The 4,377-nt window shown below is 63.4% G+C and carries 2 protein-coding genes; both read left to right on the top strand.

All coding sequences use genetic code 11. The features are described from left to right. Nucleotides 1-1,171 (top strand): DNA polymerase Y family protein (locus L0H65_RS15380; RefSeq protein WP_301459923.1); only part of this gene is annotated, 1,171 nt, incomplete at its 5' end. Then, a partial coding sequence (locus L0H65_RS15375) for an error-prone DNA polymerase (RefSeq protein ID WP_301459924.1) occupies nt 1,171-4,377 on the top strand: 3,207 nt, incomplete at its 3' end. The genes L0H65_RS15380 and L0H65_RS15375, both read left to right, overlap by 1 nt.

The following is a 4,377-nucleotide window of genomic DNA, read 5'->3' as shown; positions in this document are numbered from 1 at the left end:
TCCCTGGGTGGGGCTGGAGGGCGAGGACGGGCTGGTGCTGGACATCACCGGTTCAAGCCATCTGTGGGGCAATGAGGCGGCGATGCTGGCTGATATGCGCGCGCGAATTGAACACGCGGGGCTGTCGCTGCGGCTGGGCTGTGCCGATACGCGGGGGGCAGCCTGGGCGATGGCGCATTACAGCCGGACCCGTGGGGATGCGCTGATCTCACTGCCGGTTGCGGCGCTGCGGCTTGACGGGGCCACGGTCACCGCCTTGCAACGCCTGGGCCTGCGGACCATCGGTGACCTTGCCACCACGGCCCGCGCGCCGCTGACCCGGCGATTTGGGACCGAAGTGCTGGCCCGGCTCGATCAGGCGCGCGGCACCATGCCTGAACCGATTGCACCTGCAGCAGAGCCGCCGCATTTCGGCACCCGCATCAGTTTCCCCGATCCCATCGGGCTAACGGCGGATGTCATGGCCGCGATCACCCGGCTTCTGACCCCGCTTTGCGACAAGCTGAAAACGCATGAGGCCGGGGCGCGTTGCCTTGTGCTGACGCTGCGCCGGGTCGATCAAAGCAGCCAGCAGGTCGAATTGCGGCTGGCCGCTGCAATGCGCGACGCCGCCCGCATCCTGCCGCTGTTCGCGCGTGGGGTGGACGGTGTGGATTCAGGCTTTGGCATTGACCAGATCCGGCTGGAGGCGGTGCAGGTAGAACCGCTTCCTGTCCAGCAGATCGGGACAAGGGTAAAGACCAGCCCCGACCGACTGAATGACCTTATCACCCGCATCGGCACAAGGATCGGGCTGGAGAATGTGCTGCGCTTCCTTCCCGCCGACAGTCACATCCCCGAACGCAGCTTCACCATTGCCCCTGCTGCCTATTCATCGGCGGAGGGCGCTTGGGTCAACCTGCGCCCGCGCCCGCTGCGCCTGTTCCGCCCCGAAGCGATTGCAGGCACCGGCACCCGCCCGCCTGAACGCTTCCGATGGCGGCGGATGCCTTTGACCATCGCGCGGGCCACGGGGCCGGAACGCCTCACCCCGGAATGGTGGTGGGAGGATGACAATTGGCGCACGGGTCTGCGCGATTACTGGAAGGTGGACACAAGCCAAGGCCGCCGGCTTTGGTTGTTTCACACCCCGCAAAACCCCGGTTGGTTCGTGCAGGGGGAATTTGCATGATGCACTATGCCGAGCTTTGCGTGACCTCCAATTTCACCTTCCTGACTGGCGCTTCCCACCCGGAGGAGTTGATTCTGCGCGCCGCCGAACTCGGGCTAAGCGCCATTGCCATCACCGACCGCAACACGCTTGCAGGTGTGGTGCGGGCCTATTCCGCGCTCAAAACGCTGCGCAAGGAAGCCGACGAAGCCTTGCGCATCCGGTCCACGCAATGCGTCGATCCCTGCTCCCGGCAGCAGGTCGGGCAGCCGGTTGATCTGCCCTTTGCTGCAACGCTGACTCTGCCGAAACTGATCATCGGCACCCGGCTGGTGCTGCGGGATTGCCCGGTGGAATGGCTGGCGCTGCCAACCGACCGCGAAGCCTACCATCGGCTGGCGCGGTTGCTGACCCTTGGCAAAAGACGGGCGGAGAAAGCGGGCTGTCATCTTGACCTCCGCGACCTTGAAAGTGGCTGTCGTGGCATGATCCTGATCGCTTTGCCGCCTGCCGATCTGATGCAGGCACGCGCGCCAATCCAGACCCTGCAACGCCGCTTTCCGGGGTTTGTGTTTCTGGGGGCGCCGCCGCGTTATGACGGGTCGGATCAGGCATGGATCGGGGCTTGTGCCACACTGGCGCTGCGCACATCTGCGCCGATGGTGGCGGTGGGCGATGTGCTGATGCATCACGGCGCGCGGCGGCAATTGGCGGATGTGCTGACCTGCATGCGTGAGGGCATCACCATTGACCGGATCGGCACGCGCGCGCTGCCCAATGCCGAACGCCGCCTGAAGGGTGCCGCCGACATGGCGCGACTTTACCGCAACCATCCCGCCGCCTTGCGCCGCACGATGGAAATTGCGGCTCGGTGCAGTTTCGATCTGTCCGAACTCAGCTACGAATACCCCGATGAGATTTCGAGCAATGAGCCCCCGCAAGCCCGCCTTGAACGATTGGCGCGCGAAGGGGTCAAGCGCCGCTATCCGCATGGGGCATCCACCCGCGTTCATGATCTGATGCGCAAGGAACTGGTCCTTGTCGGTGAGTTGCGTTACGCCGCCTATTTCCTGACCGTGCATGACATCGTGGCCGAAGCGCGCGCGCGCGGCATCCTGTGCCAGGGCCGCGGTTCGGCGGCCAATTCGATCCTGTGTTACCTTCTGGGCATCACCGATGTTTCCCCCGACATGATCGGCATGGTGTTTGAACGCTTCATTTCCCGCCACCGCGGCGAGCCGCCCGATATCGACGTGGATTTCGAGCATGAGCGGCGCGAAGAAATCATCCAGTGGATTTATGAGAAATACGGCCGCCACCGCGCTGGACTTTGCGCCACCGTGATCCATTTCCGCAGCCGCGCCGCCATCCGCGAGGTGGGCAAGGTGATGGGGCTGTCGCAAGACGTGACGGCGAACCTTTCAGGCCAGATCTGGGGCATGTCCAACAAGGGCGCAGACCCTGCGCGCGTTCGTGAATTGGGGCTGGACCCGAAAGATCGCAGGCTGGCGCAAACCATCCGCTTGATCGGGGAAATCACCGGCTTTCCGCGCCACCTGTCGCAGCATGTCGGCGGTTTCATCATCACCCGCGACCGGTTGGATGAACTGTGCCCGATTGAAAACGCCGCGATGGAAGGGCGCACAGTGATCGAATGGGACAAGGATGATATCGACGCGCTTGGCATCCTCAAGGTCGACATCCTCAGCCTTGGAATGCTGACCTGTCTGCGCAAAAGTTTCGATCTTTTGGCAGAGCATGGGAAAACGCGGCTGACCCTCGATAGCGTACCACAAGAGGATAAAGCGACCTATGACATGCTGCAACGCGCCGATGCGGTGGGGGTGTTTCAGGTCGAAAGCCGGGCGCAGATGAACTTTCTGCCCCGAATGAAACCTGCGACCTTTTATGATCTGGTGATCGAGGTGGCGATCATCCGGCCCGGCCCGATCCAGGGTGGCATGGTCAAACCCTATATCCGGCGGCGACAGGGGTTGGAAAAACCGGAACCCTTTGGCCCCGCTTTGGCGGAAGTGACGCGCAAAACACTTGGCGTGCCTCTGTTTCAGGAGCAAGCCATGCAAATCGCGGTGGTCGGTGCGGGCTATTCGGCGGAGGAAGCTGACCAGTTGCGCCGATCCCTCGCCTCGTTCCGGCGCATGGGGACCATCACCGCGCATCGTGATCGGTTCATCGCGGGGATGCTCAAGAACGGCTATAGCGTCGAGGTTGCCGAACAATGCTTTTCCCAGATCGAAGGCTTTGCCGATTACGGCTTCCCCGAAAGTCATGCAGCGGCATTTGCCATGCTGACTTATGTTTCCTCATGGCTGAAATGCCACCACCCGGCGATTTTTGCCTGTGCGCTGCTGAATTCGCAACCAATGGGTTTTTATGCCCCGGCGCAAATCGTGCGCGATGCCCGCGAACACGGGGTGGAGGTGCGGCCGATCTGCGTCAACAACAGCACATGGGACAACACGCTGGAACGCCGCGCCGATGGGGCGCTGGCGCTGCGGCTTGGCTTTCGCCAGATCAAAGGGCTGCGGCAGGAGGAGGCAGGCTGGATCGCTGCCGCGCGTGGCAATGGCTACCCCGACCCCGAAAGCGCGTGGCTGCGGGCCGGGGTAGCCCCCGTGACCTTGGAGCGGCTGGCCGAGGCGGATGCGTTTTCCGGCATGGGCCTGACGCGCCGCGATGCGCTGTGGCAGGTCCGCGCCATTCGTTCGCCCGCCCCCCTGCCGCTGTTTTCCAACCCACTGGACGGCGAGGGGCTGCGGGAGCCGGATGTCACCCTGCCGCCAATGCATCTGGGGGAGGAGGTGGTGGAGGATTACATCGCCATGCGTCTGACGCTGCGCGCACATCCGATGGAGCTTTTGCGCCCCACAATCGCGGGACTGACGCCGCATGACCAACTCCTCACCGCGCCGCTGGCCCGAACCAGCGTTTGCGGCCTTGTCATCACCCGCCAACGCCCCGGCACCGCCTCCGGTGTGATTTTTCTGACGCTGGAGGATGAAACCGGTGTGTCAAATATTGTGGTTTGGCCCAAGGTCTATGAACGGTTCCGCCGCATCGTCATGGGGGGGCGGCTTTTGCGCATTACGGGTCGGTTGCAGCGTGAAGGTATCGTTGTCCATCTGATCGCCGATCAGATCGAAGATCTGTCCGGGCGGCTGTCTGACCTTGGCCACCCGCTGGATGACGCGGTGGGTATCACCCAG

Origin of the sequence: Pseudorhodobacter sp. (genome assembly GCF_030452865.1) — a bacterium.
GTDB lineage: Bacteria > Pseudomonadota > Alphaproteobacteria > Rhodobacterales > Rhodobacteraceae > Pseudorhodobacter.
The sequence above is the reverse complement of the archived record's forward strand: the minus strand, read 5'-3'. Positions and strand labels throughout refer to the sequence as shown.